Origin of the sequence: Mesorhizobium loti, assembly GCF_003148495.1 — a bacterium.
Taxonomy (GTDB): Bacteria; Pseudomonadota; Alphaproteobacteria; order Rhizobiales; family Rhizobiaceae; genus Mesorhizobium; species Mesorhizobium loti.
Genome location: NZ_QGGH01000001.1, coordinates 516347 through 541250 on the forward strand (window position 1 = coordinate 516347; position 24904 = coordinate 541250).

At 61.6% G+C, this 24904-nt stretch carries 24 protein-coding genes and 1 pseudogene; 13 read left to right on the forward strand and 12 right to left on the reverse strand.

Translation table 11 applies throughout. The features are described 5' to 3' along the window. Positions 1 to 96: 96 nt before the first annotated feature. The 4 genes and pseudogenes from C8D77_RS39055 to C8D77_RS02755 all read right to left on the reverse strand — a co-directional run. A pseudogene (locus C8D77_RS39055) lies at positions 97 to 234 on the reverse strand (CbbX protein); the annotation flags it as partial. Between the two features lie 45 nt (positions 235 to 279). Then, positions 280 to 924 carry an FMN-binding negative transcriptional regulator gene (locus C8D77_RS02745; RefSeq protein WP_109659086.1) on the reverse strand — a complete coding sequence of 215 codons (645 nt, stop codon included), beginning with the start codon at positions 922 to 924 and terminating at the stop codon, positions 280 to 282. 34 nt (positions 925 to 958) lie between these two features. Continuing rightward, entirely contained in the window at positions 959 to 1861 is a 903-nt protein-coding gene (locus C8D77_RS02750) for a dihydrodipicolinate synthase family protein (RefSeq protein ID WP_109659088.1), read from the reverse strand. 40 nt (positions 1862 to 1901) lie between these two features. After that, entirely contained in the window at positions 1902 to 3137 is a 1236-nt protein-coding gene (locus tag C8D77_RS02755) for a trans-sulfuration enzyme family protein (RefSeq protein ID WP_109659090.1), read from the reverse strand. 73 nt (positions 3138 to 3210) lie between these two features. Here C8D77_RS02755 and pdxR point away from each other — a divergent pair, with 73 nt between their 5' ends. The 3 genes from pdxR (at position 3211) to C8D77_RS02770 (ending at position 6414) form a co-directional block, all read left to right on the forward strand. Next, positions 3211 to 4749, forward strand: a complete 1539-nt coding sequence (pdxR, locus tag C8D77_RS02760) for a MocR-like pyridoxine biosynthesis transcription factor PdxR (RefSeq protein ID WP_109661192.1) — start codon at positions 3211 to 3213, stop codon at positions 4747 to 4749. A gap of 216 nt (positions 4750 to 4965) precedes the next feature. Continuing rightward, entirely contained in the window at positions 4966 to 5457 is a 492-nt protein-coding gene (locus C8D77_RS02765; RefSeq protein WP_109659091.1) for an MOSC domain-containing protein, read from the forward strand. Between the two features lie 6 nt (positions 5458 to 5463). Next, the gene (locus C8D77_RS02770) at positions 5464 to 6414 is read left to right on the forward strand and encodes a PDR/VanB family oxidoreductase (protein WP_109659093.1); all 951 of its coding nucleotides are present in this window, start codon (positions 5464 to 5466) and stop codon (positions 6412 to 6414) included. A 229-nt stretch (positions 6415 to 6643) separates the two neighbouring features. Here C8D77_RS02770 and C8D77_RS02775 read toward each other — a convergent pair whose 3' ends face one another. Both C8D77_RS02775 and C8D77_RS02785 read right to left on the reverse strand, forming a co-directional pair. Next, a complete protein-coding gene (locus C8D77_RS02775; RefSeq protein WP_109659095.1) occupies positions 6644 to 7855 on the reverse strand; it encodes a trans-sulfuration enzyme family protein in 1212 nt (403 codons plus the stop codon). Between the two features lie 261 nt (positions 7856 to 8116). Then, on the reverse strand, positions 8117 to 8806 hold the full coding sequence (locus tag C8D77_RS02785; protein ID WP_172225072.1) for a B3/B4 domain-containing protein: 690 nt from the start codon (positions 8804 to 8806) through the stop codon (positions 8117 to 8119). A gap of 43 nt (positions 8807 to 8849) precedes the next feature. On the opposite strand from C8D77_RS02785, the gene C8D77_RS02790 reads away from it, so the two are divergent. Beyond that, on the forward strand, positions 8850 to 9473 hold the full coding sequence (locus tag C8D77_RS02790; protein WP_109661197.1) for a helix-turn-helix domain-containing protein: 624 nt from the start codon (positions 8850 to 8852) through the stop codon (positions 9471 to 9473). A 209-nt stretch (positions 9474 to 9682) separates the two neighbouring features. Here the strand turns inward: C8D77_RS02790 and C8D77_RS02795 are convergent, their stop codons facing one another. Further along, positions 9683 to 10585 carry a LysR family transcriptional regulator gene (locus C8D77_RS02795; RefSeq protein ID WP_109659097.1) on the reverse strand — a complete coding sequence of 301 codons (903 nt, stop codon included), beginning with the start codon at positions 10583 to 10585 and terminating at the stop codon, positions 9683 to 9685. A gap of 109 nt (positions 10586 to 10694) precedes the next feature. Between C8D77_RS02795 and hglS the strand changes: the two genes are divergently transcribed. From hglS to C8D77_RS02825, 6 genes are all read left to right on the forward strand, one after another. Then, positions 10695 to 12107 carry a 2-oxoadipate dioxygenase/decarboxylase HglS gene (gene hglS / locus C8D77_RS02800; RefSeq protein WP_109661200.1) on the forward strand — a complete coding sequence of 471 codons (1413 nt, stop codon included), beginning with the start codon at positions 10695 to 10697 and terminating at the stop codon, positions 12105 to 12107. After that, positions 12104 to 13525, forward strand: a complete 1422-nt coding sequence (locus C8D77_RS02805; RefSeq protein ID WP_109659099.1) for an FAD-binding oxidoreductase — start codon at positions 12104 to 12106, stop codon at positions 13523 to 13525. The genes hglS and C8D77_RS02805 overlap by 4 nt, the downstream gene beginning before the upstream one ends. Before the next feature lie 22 nt (positions 13526 to 13547). Continuing rightward, positions 13548 to 15083: an L-piperidine-6-carboxylate dehydrogenase gene (amaB, locus tag C8D77_RS02810; protein WP_109659101.1), complete on the forward strand. Its 1536-nt coding sequence runs from the start codon at positions 13548 to 13550 to the stop codon at positions 15081 to 15083. Between the two features lie 10 nt (positions 15084 to 15093). Beyond that, a complete protein-coding gene (locus tag C8D77_RS02815) occupies positions 15094 to 16344 on the forward strand; it encodes a pyridoxal phosphate-dependent aminotransferase (protein ID WP_109659103.1) in 1251 nt (416 codons plus the stop codon). Beyond that, positions 16338 to 17621: an NAD(P)/FAD-dependent oxidoreductase gene (locus C8D77_RS02820; RefSeq protein ID WP_109659105.1), complete on the forward strand. Its 1284-nt coding sequence runs from the start codon at positions 16338 to 16340 to the stop codon at positions 17619 to 17621. Before C8D77_RS02815 ends, C8D77_RS02820 begins: the two co-directional genes overlap by 7 nt. Positions 17622 to 17922: 301 nt before the next feature. Continuing rightward, positions 17923 to 18234 carry a DUF736 family protein gene (locus C8D77_RS02825; protein ID WP_109659107.1) on the forward strand — a complete coding sequence of 104 codons (312 nt, stop codon included), beginning with the start codon at positions 17923 to 17925 and terminating at the stop codon, positions 18232 to 18234. 84 nt (positions 18235 to 18318) lie between these two features. Here C8D77_RS02825 and C8D77_RS02830 read toward each other — a convergent pair whose 3' ends face one another. From C8D77_RS02830 to C8D77_RS02845, 4 genes are all read right to left on the reverse strand, one after another. After that, complete coding sequence (locus C8D77_RS02830) at positions 18319 to 18849, reverse strand: Ros/MucR family transcriptional regulator (RefSeq protein WP_109659109.1); 531 nt, start codon at positions 18847 to 18849, stop codon at positions 18319 to 18321. Continuing rightward, positions 18846 to 19178, reverse strand: a complete 333-nt coding sequence (locus C8D77_RS02835; protein ID WP_126070412.1) for a hypothetical protein — start codon at positions 19176 to 19178, stop codon at positions 18846 to 18848. Before C8D77_RS02835 ends, C8D77_RS02830 begins: the two co-directional genes overlap by 4 nt. Before the next feature lie 209 nt (positions 19179 to 19387). Next, positions 19388 to 19651 (reverse strand): conjugal transfer protein TraD, encoded by a 264-nt coding sequence (locus C8D77_RS02840; RefSeq protein WP_245462920.1) that lies wholly within the window; start codon positions 19649 to 19651, stop codon positions 19388 to 19390. After that, positions 19638 to 19964: a conjugal transfer protein TraD gene (locus C8D77_RS02845; RefSeq protein ID WP_109659117.1), complete on the reverse strand. Its 327-nt coding sequence runs from the start codon at positions 19962 to 19964 to the stop codon at positions 19638 to 19640. Before C8D77_RS02845 ends, C8D77_RS02840 begins: the two co-directional genes overlap by 14 nt. A gap of 172 nt (positions 19965 to 20136) precedes the next feature. Between C8D77_RS02845 and traA the strand changes: the two genes are divergently transcribed. Both traA and C8D77_RS02855 read left to right on the forward strand, forming a co-directional pair. Then, positions 20137 to 23133: a Ti-type conjugative transfer relaxase TraA gene (traA, locus tag C8D77_RS02850; protein WP_109659119.1), complete on the forward strand. Its 2997-nt coding sequence runs from the start codon at positions 20137 to 20139 to the stop codon at positions 23131 to 23133. A gap of 128 nt (positions 23134 to 23261) precedes the next feature. Continuing rightward, positions 23262 to 23477 carry a helix-turn-helix transcriptional regulator gene (locus C8D77_RS02855; protein ID WP_109659122.1) on the forward strand — a complete coding sequence of 72 codons (216 nt, stop codon included), beginning with the start codon at positions 23262 to 23264 and terminating at the stop codon, positions 23475 to 23477. Between the two features lie 255 nt (positions 23478 to 23732). On the opposite strand, the gene C8D77_RS02860 is transcribed toward C8D77_RS02855, so the two are convergent. Further along, positions 23733 to 24401 carry a hypothetical protein gene (locus C8D77_RS02860; protein WP_109659124.1) on the reverse strand — a complete coding sequence of 223 codons (669 nt, stop codon included), beginning with the start codon at positions 24399 to 24401 and terminating at the stop codon, positions 23733 to 23735. Positions 24402 to 24508: 107 nt separating this feature from the next. Here C8D77_RS02860 and C8D77_RS02865 point away from each other — a divergent pair, with 107 nt between their 5' ends. Beyond that, positions 24509 to 24805 (forward strand): helix-turn-helix domain-containing protein, encoded by a 297-nt coding sequence (locus tag C8D77_RS02865; RefSeq protein WP_224689369.1) that lies wholly within the window; start codon positions 24509 to 24511, stop codon positions 24803 to 24805. Positions 24806 to 24904: the final 99 nt, after the last annotated feature.

The window sequence follows — 24904 nt, forward strand, 5'->3', positions numbered from 1 at the left end:
TACCGAGACGAGATGGCCCTTGCGCACGTACCCAAGCCGATGGAGCAGATTTGCCATCCTGAGCGCCACCGTCGTCTTGCCGGTGCCTGGATTGCCCGTAAAGCTCATATGCAACGTCGGCGTGTGGGTCGACAGGCCCAGGCGGCTGCGCGCGCGCCCGACCAGCAAGAGCGCCGCCGTCTCGCGGATACGCTGCTTGACCGGCTTGAGACCGGTCAGATCGCGATCAAGCTCCTGCCCTGCCGGGGGAGCCGGCCTCGGAGCTGATGGCTGGGGACTTCAACCCTGTTCGGACTTGCGAGCAGCGGCTGCCAGCATCGCCTGACCGACGCCCGTGTCGCCCCGTGCGACGAGCACTTCGCCAGCATTGCGAATATCGCGCGGCTCTTTGGTCTGGCTCAACTTGGCCTTGCCAACCAGATGCGTAATCTCGATCTCCAGTCCCACGATCTCCTTGACCAGCGTGTCAATAAAGTCTCTCGGCGCATCCCCCATCTTCCATGGGACGGGCTGGATTGACTCATGCCGATGGGTCAGTTTGGCCACGTTCCGACGCACAAAGCGCTCATCGTCGTGAACGGTGATCCGTCCGTGCGCATGTGCGACCAGGTAGTTCCAGGTCGGGACCTGTTTATGGAACTCGTGCTTGCTGGGATACCACTGGGGAGAAATGTAGGCGTCGGCGGCCCGGAACACGACGAGGACCTCATCGCCGCTCGATACGTCCTGCCAGACCGGATTGCTGCGCGCGACGTGACATCGCAGCGTGGCGAATTTTCCTGCCGAGTTGTCGAGCTCGAAGGGGATGTGATTGGCGTCGAGTCCACCTGGTCCATGGGTGATCAGCACACCAAGTGCGGTGTTCTGGATCAGATCAAAAAGAACCTCTCGGCTGGGCTCTTCGTTGTGCAGCGGGACATACATGGTCGGTTCTTTCAATGATCTCGAAGTTCGCGGCTCACGACACGGCAGCTGTTCGCAGACGTGCCAGTGCGTCGGCGACCTGGTGCTTCGCCGCGATGGGAAGCGGCATGATCGGAAGCGGGGGTGCGGCACGGCAGATGTCGAGGACTTCAGCGAGCGTATAGACCACACGAAGGCTCGAATACGTCTTGAAGAGTTCCCATAGCGGGACCAGCGTGGCGTCGATGCGACGCGCTTGCGCGTGGTCGCCCTGTTGGGCGGCCCTGACGATCCCCATGCAAGGTTCGGGCAAGATGCCGCCCAGCACACTGTACCAGGTGTCGGCGCCGGCAATCATGGCTTGTGTGGCGTTCCAGTCGCCGCTGTAACCGATCGAGAATCCTTTTGGCACGATTTGCCTCTGATCCTGCAGATGGCCCAGGATCGCATCGCCCCCGTCGGTCGGGTTCTTGATGGCCACGATCCCAGGCACCTGCGCCAGACGTGCGACGAGCGCGGGTGTAAAGCGAAAATGCGTCGTTCCAGGATTGTCGTAGATGACGATCGGCAGTCCGCTTCTGCGCGCGACCGACGAGAAATGCTCGAACACCTCGTCATCGGTGAGCGGGGCATAAGAGACGGCTGCGAGCAAGCCTGCGGCCGCGCCGAGGGCCTTTGCGTCTCTTGCGTGTTTTATCGCCTCGTCGGTGCGCAATGCGCCGACCCCTACGATGACCGGGATACCTCCGCCAGTCTCGTCCAGCGCCTCGGAAAGGGTCCGGCGTCGCTGCTGTCGCGACAGATACATGTAAGTGCCGGTGCTGCCAAGAAGCCCGATGGAATCCACCTTTGCTGTGCAAAGCCGTGCAATCAGCTGGCGCAGCGCTGCGGTATCGACCCGCCCGTCACTGTCGGTAGGCGTGATCGGGAAGGCGCAAAGGCCGCTCAAGAAGGCCATGTTCAAGCTCCCATCGTCTGATTGGTTGCGGCGCTCGGCATCAGACCGCGTCCAGCCCCTGCCGCAGATCCGCAATCAGGTCGGCGGCGTCTTCGAGCCCCACCGACAGGCGCATCAGGTCTTCGCCGACACCATCGGCCAGATGCGCATCCTTGCGGATTGCCTTGCGCGCGCGGGCCAGGCTCGCAGGATGATAGATGAGGCTGTCGGCGTCGCCGAGGCTGACTGCACGAGTGATCAGCTTGAGCCGGTTCATCATCTGGCGAGCGCCCTCATAGCCTGCGCGCAGGCCGAAAGCCATTATGCCCGAGCCCTGCGACATCTGTCTGCGCGCGATCACCTGATCGGGATGAGAGTCGAGAAATGGATAGCTTACCCAGGCCACGGCCGGATGCGCTTCGAGTGCCTGCGCGACCGCAAGGGCGGAGGCGCTGTGACGGTCCATACGCAGGGTGAGCGTTTTCAGCCCGCGCAAGATCAGGAACGCTGACATCGGCGAGAGCGCTGCACCGGTAATATAGCGCAAGCCCGTTTCGTGCAGGGTGTGAAGTGTTTTCGCATCACCGAGGATCGCCCCGCCCAGAGCATCGCCGTGGCCATTGATATACTTGGTCAGCGAGTGGATCACGATGTCGGCCCCGTGTTCCAAAGGACGCTGTAGCGCGGGCGAGGCAAAGGTGCTGTCGACCGCGACCTTCACGCCGCGCGCATGGGCGTGTTCGGCAATGGCCGCAATGTCGAGGATGCGGCTCAGCGGGTTGACCGGCGTCTCGAAGAAGACAAGCCTGGTCCTGTCAGTTATGGCGCCTTTGAGATTGCTTGGTACGGATAGATCGACCGCAACGACCTTGATGCCAAACCGCGGCACCGCCTGTTCGACCATGGCGAGCGTGTTGGCATAAAGCGTCTTGTGGACGATGAGTTCGTCGCCTTGCGACAGCAGCGACAGGATCAGCGTGCCGAAAGCCGCCATCCCCGAAGCAACGACCAGCCCGGCTTCGGCTCCTTCGAGATTGGCGAGCCGTTTTTCGAGGATTTCGGTCGTCGGGTTGTATTCGCGTGCGTAAAGCCTTCCGCCAAGCGCTGCCGCGGCCTCGTTTGCTTCCACACTTTCGAACCCATAGGTCGAGGTCAGAAACACCGGCGGCTGAACGGCATTGGAAAAGCCCGCCGGATCATAGCCATGGTGGATGGCCCGGGTGGCGAATGCGAAATCGGCATCGTGAGGGGACGGCGTCGGTGCCCCGGTTTCGGATTGGTCTGTGGTGCGGGGCATCGATGTTTTGAAATCCTTTTGGTTCTTAAGAAGATTGCCGGCAAACTGGCTTGGATGTAACGTCCAGTTGGCGATGAAACAAATGGTCCAGTCTTCCAGTGCCGTGTCGACGGGTCACGCGCCGGGTCTGGGCGCGCGCCAGATCTACGAAGCGCTTCGCGAGCAGATCTTGAGCGGTGTCTATGAAACCGGCAGTCAGCTGCCGTCGTCTCGCGGCCTCGCAAATGACCTCGGCGTTTCGCGAACGACCGTCACCGTCGCCTACGAGCAGCTGGCCGCGGAAGGCTTCATTGAGGTCAACCAAGGCGCACGGCCTCGCGTTGCTGCTTCCCTGGTTCCTCGCGAGGCCAGCAGCGCGGCCCCAAAACGGACTGGCCCGGTCCATCTTTCCAGCTACGGCGAGCGACTGCGTGGCAGCCCGCCATGGCCCGATTATCTGCCCAACCGGTTGAAGGTCGATTTCCGTTATGGCGACCTTGCGCCATCTGATTTCCCGGCGCTGACTTGGAAGCGCGCAATGAACGCGGCAATGTCACAACGGCCAGGAAGGCTGGCCTATGACGATCCACGCGGGTCGCCTCGCTTGCGCCAGGCTCTGCAGGGATATTTGTGGCGGGCTCGAACGCTAAGCTGCGAGGTCGAGCAGATCCTCGTCGTAAGCGGATCGCAGCAGGGTCTCGATATGTGCGCCCGCTTGCTGCTTGATCCTTCAGACAACTTCGTCATCGAGGACCCGTGCTACAGAATGGCGCGCCAGGTGTTTGCCAGCACAGGGGCGACACCTGTCTCTGTCGCCGTCGATAGCGACGGCATGAAGACGGAGCTTCTTGAAGGGATCACGGCGCGGCTGGCCTATGTGACACCGTCGCATCAGTTCCCACTGGGCGGTGTGTTGCCGATCTCGCGGCGGTATCAGCTCCTCGAATGGTCCCGGCGCAGCGACGCCTACGTGATCGAAGACGACTACGATGGCGAGTACCGCTACGACATTCGTCCGGTTCCCCCTCTGCACAAGCTGGAAGACCGGAGTTCCGTCATCTATCTCGGCACGATCTCCAAGACGCTGTCGCCGATGCTTCGCATCGGCTACCTCGTGGTTCCGCCGGAATTGCAAGGCGTCTTTGCGACGGCCAAGCAGCTTCTTGACAGGCATTGCCCGGTTGCGGAGCAGGAGGCGCTGGCCTCGCTCATTGAGAGCGGCGGATATGAAAGCCACGTGCGCCGTGTCCGCCGTCTCAACGGCGAGCGAAGAGGAACCTTGCTTGCCGCCCTTCGGCGCGCCTTCGCCGACCGCATCGTGATCGAGGGTGCCGACGCCGGGCTGCATGTCGTCGTCTGGTTCAAGGATCTCACTCGGTCATTGGAAGACGTTTTTGTTGACGAGGCGCGACGGGCCGGCGTGGGCGTCCATCCGATATCGCCGCTCTATGCTCACGAAACCGACGAACGCCGCTGCGACCGTATCGGACTGGTGATGGGCTATTCCGCCTTGACCATCCGGCAGATCGAGAACGGTGTCCGGCTGCTCGCCGGCGTTGTCCAACGGGTAAGCAAGGGCTTGCCCGCTCAGTTGAGCAACAAGCTCGGCAGGGATGACAGCGACAGCGCCTGACCGGCGCTGCCGCCGAACCCAACACGGTATCGTCCACTGGATTAGCAAGACTCGGCAAAACTGGCTCTGTCTGTCGGGCCAGTGTCCGGGCACAGCGTGATGCCGGCAACGCTATCCCTGGAGCGTGGAAGCAAACATGGCAAACGCACATCTCGATCAGATCCTCGCATCCGGCCGGAAGCTGGGCGCCGCGATGGCGGTCTTGGAGGGCGAAGCATGACGTGGAATGGAACGCTGCTCCACATCCACGTCGCGCCGGCGGCCTCCTACGAGATGGAGGAATTGACCCAGGCACAGCTTGTTCCTGGTCGCGGCATCGTGGGAGATCGATATTTTCTGGGAACGGGAACTTACTCCCCGAAATTGGACGTTCGCGAGGTGACGCTGATCGAGGTCGAAGTCCTGGACGCGATCGCCGCAGGTGAGCCAAAGATCCCGGGCTTCAAAGCGAGGCTCGAGCCGGAAGACCATCGACGAAACTTGACCACCCGGGGCGTGCCGCTCGGCCACCTCGTAGGCAAGCGTTTCCGCGTTGGCGAGACCGTGCTGCGGGCCGCGCGGATGAACTTCCCCTGCAAGTACATCGAAGAGCTGCTTGGCATTCCCGGCCTCTACGAGGGTCTGTTGAACCGTTCCGGTCTGAATTGTGCAATCGAGATCGGCGGCGTGATCCGCCCCGGCGATCCGATCCTTCCAATGTATGAGTGAACCTGCATGGCCGCGCCCCGTATCATCATGAAGTTGACCGTAACCGCCATCCGCAAGGAGCCCGGCGACGTCCTCGTCATCGATTTGAAGCACCCGCGCAAACCGTTGCTGCCGCCGTTCGAACCTGGTTCCCATGTGGATGTCCATTTGGCCGACGGGAAGGTGCGCCAGTATTCGCTTTGCGGCGACCCGGGCGATTTGAGCCGCTACACGATTGCGGTGAAGTTCGAGCAGACAGGCCGCGGCGGATCGAGCTGGATCCACCAGACTGTTTGCCCTGGATTCACACTGCCGGTCTCCGCTCCGCGCAATCATTTCCCCCTCGGCAAAAGTGGTGGGCCGGCCCTGCTTTTGGCGGGAGGTATCGGGATCACGCCGATCCTGGCAATGGCGCGGGCGCTGGAGAGGCGGGGCAGACGGTACGAACTGCACTACTTCACGCGTGCCAGAGCGCTTACGCCGCTCTTGTCGGAAATTCAAAGCGCCCTCGACCCAGCCAATGTGCGGCTGCATTTCGACGATGAGCCCGAAACCCGGCAGGATCTTCAAACCTTGCTGTCGACGCGTTCGTCCGACCCACAGCTCTACTATTGCGGGCCACCTGGTTTCAGGGCTGCCGTCGACCGGGCAAGCGCCCACTGGCCGGCAGGCACGGTGCATTTCGAGGCTTTTCAGCCGCCCGAGCACGATGCTGCACCACCCGAACCTTTCACGATCACACTGCGCGATGGGACATCGGTCCCCGTCGCAGCCGATACGACCGCGCTCGCAGCACTGCGAGGGGCGGGCGTGCTGCTCATGGCTTCGTGCGAGAACGGCGTTTGCGGAACCTGTGAATGCGGAATGCTGGAAGGCCAGCCGATCCACCGCGATGCTGTCCTGACTAGGCAGGCCCGGGACAGCCGGTTTATCCCGTGCGTGTCTCGCGCGAAAGGTGTGCTCAGGCTCGATCTTTGAGTGAGCGGCCACATCGATCGGCAGTGCGAACGTTTTGGGATCTCCGTCCGACCTCTTCATAAAATACGCCCAGACGATCTCAAGCAGGCCGGCGCCGAACAGAATTATCCAGTGCATGGTATCCTCCTGGCGGACTGCTGATCCGCCGCGCGGGGCGCGTTGAAGAGAAGCGATGTGAATTGCCCGCGAGGGGCAATTCACCTGAGACGATCCAGAGCTTCGATGACTCTCAGGATGCGCCGAACGTCTCATCAAGCGCGTGTCTGATGTCGGCGATCAGATCCTCGGTGTCCTCGAGGCCGATCGAAAGACGCAGATGCCCATACTTCTGGAAGCTCGCCGGGTAACGATCGGATCCGCCACGGCCGCTGCCGCCGACATGCACGATCAGGGTTTCGTCGTGACCAAGCGAAACGGCGGAAGTGATTACCTTCAGATTGGCAACGAACCGGTTCTGCGTGTCGGGATCGCCTTCGACCGCGAAAGCCATGACCGCGCCGTAGCCCTTGCCGGCGAACTGGCTTTTCCCCAGCGCGTGCTGGTCATGGTTCTCGAGCCCGGGATAGGTGACGTAGGCGACGCGCTTGTCTGTCGACAGATAGTGGGCGACGGCCTCGGCCGATGCGTACTGCTGCTTCAGGCGCAGGGGTAGCGTGACCGAGCCGCGCACGATCAGCCAGGCGTTGAATGGCGATATCGTCCCGCCAAGGTCGACAAGCGCGTCTGCCTTGATGTGATGGACGAGCTCCTTGGAGCCGATCACCACGCCGCCCATCGCGTCGCCATGGCCGTTGATGTACTTGGTCAGCGAATGGATAACGAGGTCTGCGCCCAAGGTTAGCGGCCGGAAGAAGGGGGGAGGGGTGAAGGTCGAGTCGACCGACAACAGCGTGCCAGCTTGCTTGGCGACCGACACCAGCGTTGCGATATCGGCAACCTTTGTAGTCGGGTTTGCAATCGTTTCGGTGTGGATCAGTTTGGTGTTCGGCCGCACGGCGGCTCTGACGGCCTCCATGTCGTCCATGTCGACGAAGGTGGCTTCAATCTTGTAGCGCTGCGGCAGGAGTTCGGAAAAGAGCCGCCAAACCGCCTCGTAGGTGACGTCGCCGACGATCACATGGTCTCCGCTTTTCAGGAAAGTGAAGAATACGGCATGTAGGGCGGCAACGCCGGTCGCGAAGACGGCGGCATCCTGGCCGCCTTCCAGCGCGGCAAGCTTGCGCTGCAGGCAGATCTGATTGTGGCCCGAATTGCGCGTGTAGGACGGTGTCTCGGTATCGGACCAGTCCATCGTGGAAGGGTCTTCAGGAAGGAGATAGGAATTGGCCATGACGATCGGCGTGCGGATCGCTCCGGACGTCTTGTCGATCTCATTGCCGCCATGCACCGACAGCGTATTGAAGGAGAGCGTGGACAGTTCGTGTTTGTCTGGTCTCGACATTGTTGGCCTCTGCTTTTTGGGTTGATTGCTCAAGTGCGGCTAACGTCGAACCGGCACCGCGTTTTCCAGCTTCTGGAAGACCTGCGTGATGACAAAGGTCAGGCCGATGTAAAACACCGTTACCAGGAGGAGGGGCTCGTAGACCGGGAGCATATCCTAGGGCGCCCGCTCCTGCGCAGGCGGCGGAATCATTTCGCGGCTGGTCAGTGGAAGGAGCCGTTCGCACAAACCGCCGCTTGTGCGACATCGAGACATCGCAAGTCACGTCCACTGGCTGATTTTCTGTTTATAGACCTCACACCCTGGCGCCAGCTCGATTAGACCGCTCACGAGCATCTTGCCCGCCTCCTCGAGCGCTTCCTCCGGCATCGTTGCCAAGCTTTCCAAAATGAACCACATCCGGCCGCCCACGGTTTCCAAGCGGGTGCGCGTGCCCTGCCGCCAATTCCAGCGCCGACATGTAGCGCCCACGTCGTCGCGCCAGATGACTTCCCCCTTGGATGGGCTTTCGACGATCGCATCGCCATTCGCAAAAGTGTCGAAAGGCTCCGTTCCGTCGGCAACCGTCAGCCGCGGACTTCCAACATACGCATCGAAGTTTTCACCCCCTACCGGTACTGCGAAACGCAGGCTCACTGCGTTGTAAAGGTCGACGACGGGGTTGATCGATGGAATGCAGCCATCCTTCTCCACACGTCTCTTCAATGCCTGCGCGGAGCACGGCGTCCGGTTTGGCTTTGCTCCGAACCGGCTGTATACGTCACCCCAGCTGGCCAGGTGCGCATCCCTCCACTCCGGACCACCAGAGCACACGTAATCGCAAGCGCTCAACAAGATGTTGGGATCAACTCGTCCCTTCTTTGTGCCGTTGGCATCAACAAGAATGCTGATCGCCCGGAAGTCCGGTGCGATGCCCGCAATTTCTTTGTCGACCACTGGAAAATCCAACACGGCCTCTAGCTCCCATTGACCAATTTAGTCTATGCTAACGACTATGAGTAAGAAAGTCAATATATCGACCGAAGCGGTCGCTGACGTTGAGCGTGTCAGCGCCACTGTGTCTCAAAACCTCAAATCGTTCAGGCGGCAAAACGGTCTGACACTCGATCAGCTGTCCCAAAAATCCGGTGTTAGCAAAGGCATGCTTGTCGAGATTGAAAAAGGGACCGCTAATCCCAGCATCGCGACGCTTTGCCGTGCAGCAACTGCGCTAGGTGTGTCGGTGGCCGACTTCGTCGGAGTGGCCGTCAGCGTGCCGGTACGTATCGTTCCACCGCAGGACGCTTCCACCCTTTGGCGCGGTCCCAAGGGAGGCAGCGCCACGCTCCTGGTTGGAACGCAAGGACCCGACGAGATCGAACTCTGGCGCTGGACACTGTTTCCCGGCGAGACATTCGAATCCCCTGGGCATTCGCCGGGAACACTCGAACTGCTGAATGTGGAGGCTGGCGAACTGACCCTGAAATTGGGCGACAGCGATCATCTCGTTCCAGCGGGTTCATCCGTGCTGGCTCGTACAGAAGACAAACACGCCTACGTGAACAGTGGCAAGCAGGAACTCCGGTTTGTCATGACCGTGGCGGAGTTGCAGCGGCCACGGGTGAGAACGGGTCTCTAGTATTAACATCCTTGGCGCCGTGTCAGGTTCCGCGCAGGTAGAGGTCATTGAACTCGTCGCACAATGTGCCGAGCGACTGTTCCGTGCTCTCTATCCAGGAGGCAAAGCCAAAATCGGCGCGCGTGGCAAAGCCGTAATATGGACTGTTCTATATGACCGCCGGCAGATCGAGGGCGGTGGCCGATGTTTTGCCTGTCGGCAGCAGGGGTTTAGCTCGAATTTGCCACCTGGCGTACCAGCCACGCCGTGAAATTTTGCCCTAGCGGATTTGTACTCTTCGCTTCCGGCATGACGACATAGTAGCTGTTCTCGGTCTGCATCGCCAAATCGAGGACAATACGAAGCTCGCCTGATCTTAGCTCTTGCTCAATGAGGTAGCGCGGAAGAAGTGCAAACCCCATGCCCGCAACCGTCGCCTCGATGATCATTGAAAATTGATCGAAGCGGTGTCCGCGGTAGGCCATTTCGGCCGACACGCCCACCTGCTCGAACCACAGAGCCCAAAGTTTGGGACGCGTTGCGAGATGGAGCAACGGCTTGGTAAGCAGATCTGCGGCGGCGATCTCCTTGCAAGTTGTCAACAGCGCACCGCCTACCACCGGCAGGATCGATTCGCTGCAAAGATAGGTGCATACGCCGCGCGCCCAAACAGGCCGGCCGTAGTGGATGGCTAGGTCGAAATTCTCTTCGTCGAAATCGAACGGCGCCGACCGGGAACCGACGTCGAGGATCGTACCGGGGTAGAGGCGCAGGAAATCAGGCAAGCGCGGACTGAGCCAGCGGCTGCCGAATGTCGGCAAGGTTGCGATGCTCAGGCTCGATTTGGCATCGGCGGACGACATTGCGCGCAGCATCGTCTCTTCGGCTTGCTGCAGCAGCTTCCGCGCCTCCGGCAGGAAGCGCCGCCCGTCTTCGGAAAGCACCACGCGCTGCCGGATACGCTCGAACAGCAGCGCGCCGAGATAGGCTTCCAGATCCTTGACCTGACGGCTGACGGCGCTCTGGGTCAGGTTGAGTTCCCGGCCGGCGCGCGTGAAGCTCGCGTGTCTTGCCGCACATTCGAAGGCCTGGATTGCAACCAGGTCTGGCATCAACTTTCTGCTCAATATCATGCGTATCTCGCATCAACCTAGTTAAAATCGTCGCGATCCGTGCCGGATGAAATCCGATATCACTCTTTTCCGGAATGATCTCATGTTTTCTCAAAAGCGAGACCGCGCCGTGCAAAATGCTGCTTTCGTTGCATCCGATGACGTTCGTTCTGCTTTTTCTGCGGCGATGTCAGCCATGTACCGGACCGAGGTTCCCGCCTACGGCACGCTGATGGAACTGGTCGCCGAGGTGAATACCGAAGTGCTGGATGCCACGCCAGTGCTGCGCCAACGGCTCGAGGCGACGGATTCGCTTGACCGCATCTCGCAAGAGCGGCACGGGGCGATCCGCCTAGGAACGCCGGCCGAACTCTCGATGATGCGGCGCGTGTTCGCGGTGATGGGCATGCATCCGGTCGGCTACTACGACCTCAGCACGGCCGGCGTGCCGGTCCATGCGACTGCGTTTCGTCCGGTTGGTGCCGAAGCGCTCAGCCGCAATCCTTTTCGCGTCTTCACCTCGTTGCTCAGAATCGACCTGATCGGCGACGAGGTTCTGCGGACGGAAGCGGAGGCCATTCTTGCCGGTCGACGGATTTTCACGGACAGCGCCATCCAACTCACCGAAAAGGCCGAGACGCAGGGCGGGCTGGATCAAGCCGATGCGGATCGGTTTGTCGCCGAAATCATCGAGACATTCCGCTGGCACGATCAGGCCTGCGTCAGCATGGAGATGTACCACAGGCTGCACCAGCAGCATCGGCTGGTCGCCGACGTGGTTTCCTTCAAAGGCCCGCATATCAACCACCTGACGCCGCGCACGCTCGATATCGACGCGGTGCAGACGGGCATGCCGTCGCGTGGCATCGAGCCCAAGGCGATCGTCGAGGGTCCGCCCACTCGCCGGTGCCCGATCCTGCTCAGGCAGACATCGTTCAAGGCGCTGGACGAACCGGTCTCGTTCAAGTCAGGCAGCGGCGGTTGGACGGCTGGCTCGCACACGGCGCGTTTCGGCGAGATCGAGCAGCGCGGCGTGGCGCTCACTCCCAAGGGCAGGGCGCTCTACGACAGCCTCCTGGATGCCACGCGCAAAATCATCAGGCCGGCGGCCGACGGGTCAAATGCTACTGATTACGTCGAGGCGTTGTCGCGGACATTCCAGTCGTTTCCCGACACATGGGACAGCATCCGCACTGCTGGCCTTGGCTATTTCACCTATTCGCTGACCGAGCGAGGGCGTCAGGCCGGCAGCGTCCATTTGGAAGGTGTCGATCGGCTGGTGGCGGATGGCTTCGTCCGTTTCGACCCGATCGTCTACGAGGATTTCCTGCCCGTCAGCGCGGCCGGTATCTTCCAGTCCAATCTGGGCGATGAAGCGGGCCAGGATTTCGTCGCCAGTCCCAACCAGAAGCACTTCGAAGCCGCTCTCGGCGCCGGCGTCCTCGATGAATTCGAGCACTATGCGGCGATCGAGCAGGCGTCGATCGACGAGTGCCGACGCGCTCTGCGCGGCGTTCAGGCAGCGGAGAGACAGTCGGCATGATCGGCGAGCGCCACAAGACAGCTTTGGCCGAAATCCTCGGCGCGGACGGGGTTGTTCAGGATTGCGCCAGCCTGGCCGCCTATGAGAATGGCGCGCGCTATGACCGGGGTAGCGCCGCATTGGTGCTGCGCCCTCGCGGCACGGCTGAGGTATCTGCTTGCGTCGCCTACTGCGTTCGTGAGCATATCGAGCTCATCCCGCAGTCGGGCAACACCGGCCTAGTCTCCGGCTCGACGCCGGATACCAGTGGAGCGCAGGTCGTGCTCAGTCTCGACCGGATGACACCGATTTTCGATCTCGATATCGACAACCGCTCGATCCACGTCGACGCTGGAACCAGACTGTCGGACATCAACGGACGGCTCGAGCCCGGCGGCCTTTTCTTCCCGATCGACCTCAGCGCCGATCCGCGGGTGGGTGGCATGCTGGCAACCAACACCGGCGGCTCGCGGTTTCTGAAATATGGCGACGTGCGCAGCAATACACTGGGCTTGAAGGTCGTCCTGGCAGACGAGGCTGGTACCGTGGTCGACCTGCTGTCGGGGCTGCGCAAGAACAATACGGGCGTCGACTGGAAGCAGCTTTTCATCGGGACATCCGGCGCGTTCGGCATTGTCACCGAATGCGTGCTCAATCTGGAGCGTCTGCCGAGGCAGGTCTCGACGGCCTATCTGGTGCCGCGAACCGGCACTGCCGTCATGCCCCTGCTGCGGGCGATGGAAGAGCGTCTCGGATCATATCTGTCGGCTTTCGAAGGCATGTCGGGGAATGCGATTACCGCAACGCTTGCCCATGTTCCGTCGCTGCGCAATCCATTCCAGAATGGCGACGTTCCCAACTATGTCATTCTGGCTGAAGTTTCCCGCAGTTGGCTTCCGCGTGATGACGAGCAGCCGCTCGATGCAGTCCTGGAAACGGTGCTGGCCGAAGTCTGGGGAGCGGAGGACGCGCCGCTCGCCAACGCCTTTGTCGGTCCCGCCCGCGAGATGTGGGCGCTGCGTCACGCCCTGTCGGAAGGCGTCAAACATGCCGGCCGACTGGTCGCTTTCGATCTGTCGTTCCGCAGGGCCGACGTACTGGCGTTCTGCGACTGGATGAAGCTCGAACTGCCCAGCCATTTTCCCGATGTCGCAATCTTCGACTTCGGCCATATCGGCGACGGCGGCGTGCATTTCAATCTGGTCGTCGACGAGGCGCGGGCTGGTCCAGTCGATATCGCCTTCGAACGGCGATTGCGTGATTGGGTCTATTCGATCGCGGTCGATCGTTTCGGCGGCAGCTTCAGCGCCGAGCACGGCGTCGGCCGCAAGAACCAAGCCTATTACGATCTCTATACGCAGAAAAAGCACAAGGACCTTGCCGCTGGCCTGAAGCAACTGACGTCGCCAGGGCGCCTTGGTTCGGTGTGTTTCGGATAAGTCAAAAACAGGAGTTTGCCGGATGAACATTGCAGTCAAATCGATCGATATAGCCAAGGAAACGACCGAACTTCTGGCGAAACTGGGTGTCGCCAAGGAGGCGCTTGTCGGGGGCGACCTCATCGTGCGCAGCCCGGTGACGGGCGAGCAGATCGCGGCGCTGAAGACGATCTCGCCGGCCGACGCGGCAAAGACCATCGATACCGCGCACACGGCGTTCCAGGCCTGGCGGATGGTGCCGGGTCCCCGGCGCGGCGAGCTGGTTCGCCTGCTCGGCGAGGAATTGCGGGCGCACAAGGCCGAGCTTGGCCGGCTGGTATCGATCGAGGTCGGCAAGATCCCGTCAGAGGGATTGGGCGAAGTGCAGGAGATGATCGACATCTGCGATTTCGCCGTCGGTCTGTCCCGGCAATTGTATGGTCTTACCATCGCCACCGAGCGCCCCGGACACCGCATGATGGAGACCTGGCATCCGCTCGGCGTGGTCGGCGTTATTTCCGCCTTCAACTTCCCGGTCGCGGTGTGGTCGTGGAACGCCGCACTGGCGCTGGTCTGCGGTGACGCTTTGGTGTGGAAGCCGTCGGAGAAGACGCCGCTGACTGCACTTGCCTGCGAGGCGATCTTCAAGCGCGCGGTGAAGCGTTTCGGCAATGATGCGCCGCAAGGCCTGGCGCCGGTGCTGATCGGCGACCGCGTCGCCGGCGAGGTGCTGGTCGACCATCCCAAGGTGGCGCTGGTCTCGGCGACCGGCTCGACGCGCATGGGCCGCGAGGTCGGCCCGAGGCTCGCCAAGCGCTTTGCCCGCGCGGTGCTGGAACTCGGCGGCAACAATGCCGGCATCGTGTGCCCCACCGCCGATCTCGACATGGCGCTGCGCGCCATCGCCTTCGGCGCCATGGGCACGGCCGGCCAGCGCTGCACGACGCTGCGGCGCCTGTTCGTGCATGACAGCGTCTATGACGCGCTGTTGCCGCGGCTGAAGAAGGCCTACGAAAGCGTCTCGGTTGGCAATCCGCTGGAGACGTCCTCGCTGGTCGGTCCGCTGATCGACAAGGCGGCGTTCGACGCCATGCAGAAGGCACTGAAGGAAGCCAGCGCCCATGGCGGCAAGGTGACCGGCGGCACGCGGGTCGAGAACGGCCATCCCGACGCTTATTACGTGCACCCGGCGCTGGTCGAAATGCCGAAGCAGGTTGCGCCGGTGACGGAAGAGACCTTCGCGCCGATCCTGTATGTGATGAAATATTCTGACTTCGACGCCGTGCTCGACGAGCACAATGCGGTTGGCGCCGGCCTGTCGTCGTCGATCTTCACCCGCGACCTGCAGGAATCCGAGCGTTTCCTCGGCGTCGACGGTTCGGATTGCGGCATCGCCAACGTCAACATCGGCACGTCGGGCGCCGAGATCGGTGGTGCGTTCGGTGGCGAAAAGGAAACCGGCGGCGGCCGCGAGAGCGGCTCCGATGCGTGGAAGGCCTACATGCGCCGCGCCACCAACACGGTGAACTATTCTAAGGCGCTGCCGCTCGCCCAGGGCGTCTCCTTCGACATCGACTGAGGATCGGGCCATGACCGTCACCACAAGTATCGAAGAGGCCGGCTTCGTGCCGGCGTCGCGCATATCGGCGATCGGGGTTTCGCAGATCCTGAAGATCGGCGCCCGCGCGCAGGCGATGAAGCGCGACGGGGCGCCGGTCATCATCCTGGGGGCGGGCGAGCCGGATTTCGACACGCCCGACACCGTGAAACAGGCAGCCTGGAAAGCCATCCAACGCGGCGACACCAAATACACCGCGCTGGACGGCACGCCAGATCTCAAGCAGGCGATCCGCGAAAAGTTCCGCCGGGAGAACGGCCTCGACTACGCCGCCGACGAGATCACCGTCGCGACCGGCGCCAAACAGGTCCTGTTCAATGCCATGATGGCGACGCTGAATGCCGGCGACGAGGTTATCATTCCAACGCCGGCATGGACGTCCTATTCGGATATCGTCACCATTGCCGAAGGCAAGCCGCTCTGTATCCCGTGCAGCGCGCAAGCCGGTTTCAAGCTGACGGCGAGCCAGCTCGAGGCAGCGATCACGCCGAAGACGAAATGGCTGATCCTCAACTCCCCCTCAAACCCGTCCGGTGCTGCCTATAGCACGACCGATTATCAGCCGCTGATCGAAGTCCTCCTGAGGCATCCGCATGTCCGCTTGCTGGTCGACGACATGTACGAGCACATTGTCTATGACGATTTCCGTTTCGTCACGCCGGCTGCGTTGGAGCCACGCCTGAAGGGACGGACGCTCACCGTCAACGGCGTTTCGAAGGCCTACGCCATGACCGGCTGGCGGATCGGCTACGCTGGCGGATCGCGCGAATTGATCAAGGCAATGGCGGTGGCGCAGAGCCAGTCGACGTCTTGCCCGTCATCGGTCAGCCAGGCCGCAGCGGTCGAGGCGCTGTCCGGTCCTCAGCACTTCCTGAAGGAACGGACCGAGAGCTTTCGGCGCCGTCGCGATCTCGTCGTTGCCGGGTTGAACGCCATCGATGGTATCGACTGTCGCGTGCCGGAAGGGGCCTTCTACACCTTCGCAGGTTGCGCTGGTCTGGTCGGCAAGACAACGCCCGCCGGCAAGCCGATCGAAACCGACACCGACTTCTCCGATTATCTGCTTCAGGAAGCCCACGTCGCGGTTGTCCCGGGCGCGGCTTTCGGCCTTTCGCCCTTCTTTCGTATTTCCTATGCGACATCCGAAACAGAGTTGACGGAAGCGATCCTGCGCATCGCCGCGGCCTGTTCACGGCTTGGGAGCGACAGCGACCGATGCTGAATGATCCCCGCTCACACGGTCTATGGCAAGCGACCGCGCCCGAACCGCCGGCTACGGCCTCATTGGACGCAGTAGTATCGGCCGATGTGGTTGTCGTCGGCTGCGGTTATACGGGCATGTCCTGCGCCCTTCATCTGGCCGAGGCTGGCCGGAGGGTGGTCTTGCTGGAGAGCCGTGAGATCGGCTTTGGCGGCGCGGGCCGCAATGTCGGGCTGATCAACGCCGGCTTGTGGCTGATGCCCGACGACATGATCGCCGCGCTCGGCTCTGTCCATGGCGAGCGCTTGCTGGGGTTGCTCGGCGACGGCCCGGTACTGGTGATGGATATCATCGACAGGCATCGCATCAACTGCGAACTGGAAAGAAACGGCACCCTTCACTGCGCCGTCGGCCCGGCAGGGCTGAAGGAGATCAAAGAGCGCGCGGCGCAATGGCAAAGGCGCGGCGCGCCGGTGCGTGTCCTCGATGCCGAGCAAACGAAAGCAAGGCTGGGTACGCCGGCCTATTGCGGCGCCTTGCTCGACGAGCGCGCCGGCACGCTGCAGCCGCTTGCCTATGCTCGTGGTCTCGCGCAGGCTTGCCTGGCTGCCGGGGTGACTATTTATACGTCCAGCCCGGTTGTTGCGGCCGATAAGAAGGGCGATCGCTGGGTGGTCAGCACAACGGGCGGCACGGTCGACGCCGAGTGGGTCGTGGTTGCCACCGATGCGTACAGCACGGGACCGTGGCAGAGCGTCCGGTCCGAACAGGTGCATCTGCCATACTTCAATCTGGCAACGCAGCCGCTCGGCGTCGATCTGTTGCAAACCATCTTGCCCGGGCGCGAGGGCGCTTGGGACACCAGGACAATCCTGTCTTCCTTCAGACTGGACAGGTCGGGACGGCTGGTCTTCGGCAGTGTCGGTGCGTTGCGCAACACCGGCACGGCGATCCACAAAGCCTGGGCCCGGCGGGCACTGGCGAAGCTCTATCCGCAGCTGGGCGCAGTCGAGTTCGAGCATGAGTGGTATGGGCAGATCGGCATGACTGCGGATGCGTTGCCGCGGCTCCACAAGTTCGGGAGGAATGTCGTCGGCTTCTCCGGCTACAACGGCCGCGGCATCTCGCCCGGCACGGTATTCGGCCGCGAATTGGCGTACCTCATCCTCGGCGAAAAGGCCGAAGCCGATATGTTGCTGCCGCTCACCGAGCTTCAGGAACCTTGGTTTCGTCGTTCCAGGGAAATCTACTACGAAATTGGTGCGCAGGTCGCCCATCTGGCGTCGGAAAGATTCTGAACCGTCGTACACTATGCCGTTGTTTTCATTGCAACAAATCAAAGTTCCATAAGATAGATTACGCGACTTTCAGCAGTAGATGTTAGTATTTCTTGATTATATGACTGCAATAATGGCTCATTTTGCAAATCTTTTTTGGTCATTATAGAATAACACTCTCATTGTTCCAACAGCATGGCTTACCGGCGTCTCAGGTGAGACGGGCCTTCGCTCGCCTCCCCTCCCGGCGCACTCACTTGTGCGGCATGCAATAGACGCCCTCGGATTCCATAAGTACCGCGGCACCCCTTCAACTCGCTCAATGCGCGACCCACGCTTGCGAATAAGTGCTGCAGGCACCCACGGCCGTCAGCCACAGAAGAGGAAGAGCGTAGCACGCCGTCTGATTGCCAGGTTCTGGCTTCACTGTGCCGGTAGCGGCCGGCCCAATGCGGCTTGCTGGTGCCACCGAGTTCGCGGCGCGGCATGGAAGACGAGCTTGCGCGAGGACCGCGACTACCATTCCGTCAAGCTCGATGATTCCAGCTGTCCCGTTCCGACTTATGCGAGTCTGGTCGAGACCGACACCGAGGGCGACTTCTCGCTCATCTGGTCACGCCGCACCGCAGAGTAATCCAACAAGCACGAAGCCCGACCGCAAACACGGGGCTTCGTTATATTCAGCTCCCGGCGCCCACCTCTCGTCAGATGTCCCAGGTCAAGCCTTGGCAGTCGTCTTGCGCACCTTCTTCACCGGCGACTTGATTGCAGCCGCAGTTGTTCTCGCTGCCGCCGAACGCGCGACCGGTTTCCGTTTTTCTGCCGCGGCGGATGTGGGCGCTGGCGCTTTGCGCCCGAGCCCAATTGATTTCGCCAGGGCCGACCGGGTGGCCGCGTAGTTCGGCGCGACCATCGGATAGTCGGACGGCAGGTTCCACTTCTGCCGATATTGGTCGGGGGTCAGACCAAAATGCTGGAGATGCCGCTTGAGCGATTTGAATTTCTTTCCGTCTTCCAGACAGATGATGAAGTCGGGCGTCACCGATTTCTTGATCGAAACTGCCGGCTCCTGTTTTACGACAGGTTCTACCGCCGGCGTGCCGATGCCATTCAGGGCGGCATGGATGTCGCCGATCAGTTTCGGCAACTCGCCAACCGGTACTGGATTGTTCGATACATAGGCCGCGACAATGTCAGCCGTTATCGACACGGTATCTAGTTTGTTGCCTTGCTCGAGAGCAGTGGTCATATGATTTCCCTTTTTTGTATCGGATGAATTGAGCGACGTTTGATTTTTCTGCCCTGCCCACGACGCAAATAGTACGTTTCTTCGTAGAATCCACCTCTCTTGCGCAACATGACAAGAGTAAGTTTCGCGTCTGTCGTACCATCGGCTGGATTGCCCTTGCCGATCTCATTTAAAGCGAGGAGCGTTCCGTCGCTTTTTCGCCAGTTCCGGCTGTGCAGAGCAATGCCGCTGGCCTGGCTATAGAGTATCAACACGCAGTGCGCATGATCGCATGCGCGGGCGTGGGAGGTTTCGAGGGGAACACGATCTGGCATTTGAAATTTGCTCATCGGGTAACGCCTGCTTTGACGGCTTTGCCTATTCAAGCCTTGCGCCTTCATCATCTGAATCAAGGCTCGCGCGACATAAGATTGTCGCTGGTAGCGACGAAGATCGCGAAAGCTTCCTGCGCATGCGCTTGACTGCGGAGTCGGCGCTGGCGCACCGGCGGAAGTCTGCTGTTCGGGCTCGCGCCAGCCGCTGTTCGCGCCAACTGTGGCTAGGTTCGCCGGCCCATCCGCTCTTCACGCCGTTCAGCATCGAACGCATGCCTGCCCTTCGAGGCCCATAGGTCTCGCGGACGTTCGGCTTCATCGCTCTGCAGCTTGGCGGCGATCCAAAGGAGCGCGCCGTAGATGGTAGCGCGATCGTCATTGGTGAGCTCGACAATGCCTGCCTTGAGGACGAGACCGCCAAGTTCGATGAGCTGCCGTGTGCGCTTGCGACGCTCGACCTGCCAGGTCCTCATGTCATTGCGAGCCATTGCCGCTTGCCGGCGATTGTGGGCCGCCCGGTTGCGCCGAAGCGCCGCGTGGGTTGCGCTGAGATGCCGAAGCAGTTCGCCGGGACCTGCTTTCGAAAAACGTCACCCCACGCTTGGCCCAAGCCTCGCGCTTTGCAGTGTCGACCGTTTCGGCGATTGCCACCAATGCACCGGCCAGTTCGTCACTGCTGAGCTGATCGGCGCCGGTGGCGATCACCAGCTCGCCAAGTTGCTGCACCTTTCGCGTTTTGAGTTCTCGCGCTTTGTCTTCCAGGGCGTGAAGTTCTGCGTCGAAGTCCCGTGGTTTGCGCATGGCTATCTCCTTCGGTTGTCGATCTCTGGATGATAGGCGAGCACCTGCCGGAAGGCTTCAGGGTTGCCGAGACAGCCCGGGACGGGCTGGTCCATCCCGAGAATTTTTCGAGGGAGGGCGCGCTTATACGTCGTGCCGACGTACGCTTTGACGTGCAAATGATCCCGTCGCGATGGCGATCTTTCATCTTCACGTCAAGGTCATTGGCCGCAAGGCTGGCAGCAGCGCGTTGGCTTCTGCGGCCTACCGTTCGGCTTCGCGACTACGCGACGAACGGATCGAACGCACTCATGACTTCTCCGCCAAGCGCGGCGTCGTCCATTCCGAGGTGATGTTGCCGGAGCATGCGCCGGAGGCCTGGCGGGACCGCGAGAGGCTGTGGAACGATATCGAGGCGTTCGAGGTACGCAAGGATGCCCAGCTTGCCCGCGAAGTCGAGTTTGCGCTCCCGAGTGAATTGTCCCAGGCGCAAGGCATCGAACTGGCGCGGGACTTTGTACAAGTCGAGTTTGTCGGCAAGGGTATGGTCGCCGATCTCAATGTGCATTGGGACAGGGCCGAGGATGGCAGCCCCAAGCCGCATGCTCATGTCATGCTCACCATGCGGTCCGTGGGCGAGAGTGGCTTTGGCGCCAAGGTTCGAGACTGGAATGCTACCCAGATGGTTGAGCGCTGGCGCGAGCGATGGGCGGAGCTGGCCAATGAGCGTCTGGCCGAACTCGACATCGACGCGCGCATCGATCATCGCAGTCTGGAAGCGCAGGGCATCGCCCTGGAGGCGCAAACCCAGATTGGTGCACCGGCTCAACGCATTGAGGGCAGTGGCCTTGCTGCTGGCGACAGTGAAGCCGATCGCGCCGAACTGCATCGCGAGATATCACGCAACAATGGCGCGCGCATCATTGCCGATCCATCTCTGGCGCTGGATGCCATCACCCATCAGCAATCGACCTTCACCCGAAAGGACATTGCGAAGTTCTCGCATCGCCACAGCGACGGAATGGAGCAGTTCAACGAGGTGGTGGCCGCCATCAGCAACGCGCCTGATCTGGTCGAACTCGGCAAGGACGGACGCGGCGAAGATCGCTTCACCACCCGGCAGATGATCGACACTGAACAGCGCCTTCACCGCGCTGCGCAGCGTATCGATTTGGACGAGCGTCATGCGGTGAGCAACGCACATCGCGAGGCAGCACTGGCGCGGGCTGCGCAACGCGGGCTTATCCTGTCAGGCGAGCAGACCGATGCGCTTGCGCACATCACCGACGGTCGTGGTCTTGGTGTCGTGGTCGGCTTTGCCGGAACGGGTAAGAGCGCCATGCTGGGCGTTGCGCGCCAGGCGTGGGCAGCGGCGGGCTACGAGGTTCGAGGTGCAGCACTCTCGGGCATTGCCGCCGAGAATCTGGAAGGCGGATCAGGCATCCCGTCACGCACCATCGCCAGTATGGAGCATAGCTGGGGACAGGGCAGGGATCTGCTCACCGCGCGCGATGTCCTGGTGATCGATGAGGCCGGCATGGTCGGCACGCGCCAGTTGGAGCGCGTGCTCTCCCATGCGGCGGACGCTGGCGCAAAAGTCGTGCTGGTTGGCGATCCGCAGCAGTTGCAGGCAATCGAGGCCGGCGCTGCATTCCGCTCCATTCACGAGCGTCATGGCGGCGTCGAAATCGGCCAGGTGCGTCGGCAGCGCCAGAACTGGCAACGCGATGCCACGCGCGATCTGGCAACCGGCAGGATCGCCGCTGCGATCAGCGCCTACGAGGCCGAAGGCATGGTGCATCACGCCGCAACGCGCGACGAAGCGCGAGGTGAACTCGTCGAGCGCTGGGATCGCGACAGGCAGGCGCATCCAGAGGCAAGCCGGATCATCCTCACCCACACAAACGACGAAGTGAGCGTACTCAACCAGGCGGCGCGCGAGCGCATGCGCATTGCCGGCGATCTCGGCGACGAGGTTCATGTGAACGTCGAACGCGGTGCAAGGGCCTTCGCCAGCGGCGACCGGGTCATGTTCCTGCGCAACGAGCGCGGGCTTGGCGTCAAGAACGGCACGCTCGGCATCGTGGAGGAAGTCAGCACACAAAGCATGATGGTTCGCGTCGACGATGGGAGGTCGGTTCGCTTCGACCTGAAAGACTTCGCGCACATCGACCACGGCTATGCCGCGACCATCCACAAGGCGCAGGGCATGACCGTCGACCGGGCCCATGTGCTCGCCACGCCGGGCATGGATGCGCATGGCAGTTACGTCGCACTGTCGCGGCATCGAGACGGGATGGATCTGCATTATGGCGGCGACGACTTCAGTACGCGGGAGCGGCTGGTCCGTACGCTGTCACGGGAGCGCGCCAAGGACATGGCGTCGGATTACGAGCGGATCGACCCGGCGCGGAGCTATGCCGAGCGGCGCGGCATCACCTTCCGCGAGCGTGTCGCAGAGATCGTGCGCAAGGTCGTGCCTGAAAGGCTACGCAACATGTTCGACGGCCGGCGCCCTTCGGCAGATGGCGCGCCCGACTTCGACGCCATGCGCAGGCCGGAAAGAGAGGAAGTGCGCCTCGAACCCGCAGCGCCCGCCAGAGAGATCGCCGAGGACGGGCAAGCGGCGTTGCGGAAAGCCCGAACCGATGCGCTCGTGCGTCATGCCCGCGCCATGGACGCGATATTCAGCGACGAGGGCGCAGGAAACAAGGCCAGCCCGATGCGGTTGCGCGAATTGGCTGACGCCCGAAAAGCCTTCGACGAGGTGCGGCCCCATGGCTGGCGCGATGCCGAGGCGGCTTATGTCAAAAGCCCGGAACTTGTCGCCGAGGCCGCCGGCGGACGGATCAACCGCGCCATCCGCGCCCTCCAGCTTGAAACTGAAATCCGCACCGGACTGGACAACGATCCGGGCCGCCGCGCAGACCATTTCGTGGAGCGTTGGCACAAACTCGACCGGACCAGCCAGCACCAGTATCAGGCGGGTGACATGTCCGGCTACAAGGCCACGCGATCGGCGATGGGTGACATGGCCAAAAGCCTCGAGCGCGATCCGCAGCTTGAATCCATCCTCGCGAACCGCAAGCACGACCTTGGCATCAGCGTCGACTCTGGTCGGCGCCTTGGTGCGGAACTCGCATTCACCCACGGCATCGACCTCGGGCGGGGCCGGGGCATTGGACTCTAGACAGTCCTATCTGCCGCCGTCTCTATGCCGGGGTACGATGACGCGGAAAACCCTCTTGCGCGCTCGCAAATGTCTGCCCTCTCTTGATTAGGAGCAGTCAAAAACAACCAGCAGGAGGCAGTGCGTCCATGCGCGAACCAGACCGTATCATCCGCTTGAAAACCGTCGTCTCCCGGACAGGTCTGTCCCGGTCCACCATCTATCGCAAGATCGCCGACGGCACGTTCCCACGCCAGATCCAGATCAGTATCCACGGTGCAGGCTGGCATGAATCCGACATCAGTCGCTGGATCACCAATCCTGTTTCGTGGCGTCCGCAAGACGAGGATGACAAGTTTGGATGAGGGTGATGCACACTGCGCGGAAACCTGGCCCTCATCGAGACGCAGCGGTCACGGCGGCAGGGTTACTGCCATGTCCGTCAGGAGCGCCGCCGAGGCGAGCGAAAACGGCAAACCAGAAACGATGGTCGGCCTCGCGCTCATCAAGATGGCTTGCTCAAGCAGGGCAACTTTGGAGCGAAGCGGCCGTGACGGGCTGCCTCCGATCCGGCTTTCTTCGAAGCAGGCTGCATCCTCACCGCCTATAAGGTCCGTCGGCTAACGATTGCCCGATCGATCGAGATCATCGCCGGATCGATATTTATGGTGGCGGGCGAGGTCATCCAGCACAGATCGGATATGCGGCCAGGGGAAATCGTCTGGATGTTCCCAGTGCTCACCGTCACGCAGGATGACCTTGAGCTTGGCCAAAATGCCTTCTATGGACGTGGCCGCTGTCTGCGGTAGATCATCCAGAAGCGCGCTCTCGGCTGTTTCCGATTGCCGGATAAGTTCGTCTGCTCTCGTATAGCCGATCTCAGCATCAGCAGCGTCCCAGCGCGCCTGGTGTGCCGCGAAATCCGCAAGCGCCCTGCCCCATTCGACTTCGTTCCCAGGAGAGTAGGCAACGTTCAGGCTCTCGATGGAATGGAGCGTCACGTCCCTACCATCGGCAAGCCGCACCTTGGCGCAGGGAAAGCCGATCGTCCTGGCGAGGTGTGTCTCCAACCGCTGCTGTTCGCGGCACAACGACAGTGTCTCATCGTGGATCTTTTGCCAGTTCCCACACAGACGAAGAGCAGGATCGGCCGCGCTGCTACCGTCCGTCAGTTCGGCGGCCCGAGACTTTCCATGGAAGGGCCATGCCGCCGCGGCCGTGGCCGTGCCCGCCAGCAAGCGCCGCCGGGTGACGAAAAACGCACTCATGCTATTGTCGGAATCAGCCATGATCCGAGCTCCTAACAGCTGGGTTGTGGTGAGGCCGCGTCGAGTGTTCGCGCATTCGGTGCGGCCGCTTTCTAAAAACGAAAGGATTATTGGTTTTTAGAAAGAAGATGTCAACGTTTTCCGAAAAGGCTTGCGATTTTCGGGAGTTATCACCAGTTTGCGGAATGGATTCTTCTCAATGTCGCGCCGCACGAGCGCTGTTGAAATGGACGCAAGAGGATCTCGCCGCCCGCTCCGGCGCGAGTGCTGTTACCATTCGCAATTTCGAGAACGACCGTTCTGTTCCTCAAACTGGAACGCGATACCTCCTCCAAAAAACGCTTGAGAATGCCGGCATCGAGTTCATCCCTGAAAATGGCGGTGGTGTCGGTGTGCGCTTGTCACGGCGTTCCGAAAGTACGTAGGAGTACGTTCTTGACCTGTGGACGTGACGCGAGTTCTTCAACTAGATCGCCTAACAGCGCACGTTTGCTATCCGAATGCAGCAAATCAACCAATTCGGC